Raw genomic sequence first — 335 nt, forward strand, 5'->3', positions numbered from 1 at the left:
TAGCTTTTGCTAATGAGCAGGAAGAAGTTTCTTTTTTCTCAAGTTCTAAAGCTTCAAATGATATTGGAACTGTAGACGATCCTGATGATCCAAATGCTACACCAATCTCGGATTATGTATATCCATTAATAGTTTTAGCAACTGCTGTTGGATTTTATTATACTAGAAAGAAAATAGTAGTCAAAAATTAAAAACAAAACCCACTCAACTTTGAGTGGGTTTTTATTTTTTTTAATCTTTTATTCCATTAAAAATATATTGTAAAATCGGATTTATTTCTGGATTTTCAAGATGTTTTTTGAAAATTTTGGTATGATATTTCGGTTTATTAATCA

1 protein-coding gene is annotated in these 335 nt (G+C 27.8%); it reads left to right on the plus strand.

Features of this window, described 5'->3' with window-relative positions; all coding sequences use genetic code 11:
• Nucleotides 1-191, plus strand: a 191-nt coding sequence (locus QWI17_RS04905) for a hypothetical protein (protein ID WP_302721393.1), incomplete at its 5' end; no start/stop codon positions are given.
• Between the last annotated feature and the right edge of the window lie 144 nt (nt 192-335).

This window comes from Gilvimarinus gilvus, from assembly GCF_030518155.1.
Taxonomy (GTDB): domain Bacteria; phylum Pseudomonadota; class Gammaproteobacteria; order Pseudomonadales; family Cellvibrionaceae; genus Gilvimarinus; species Gilvimarinus gilvus.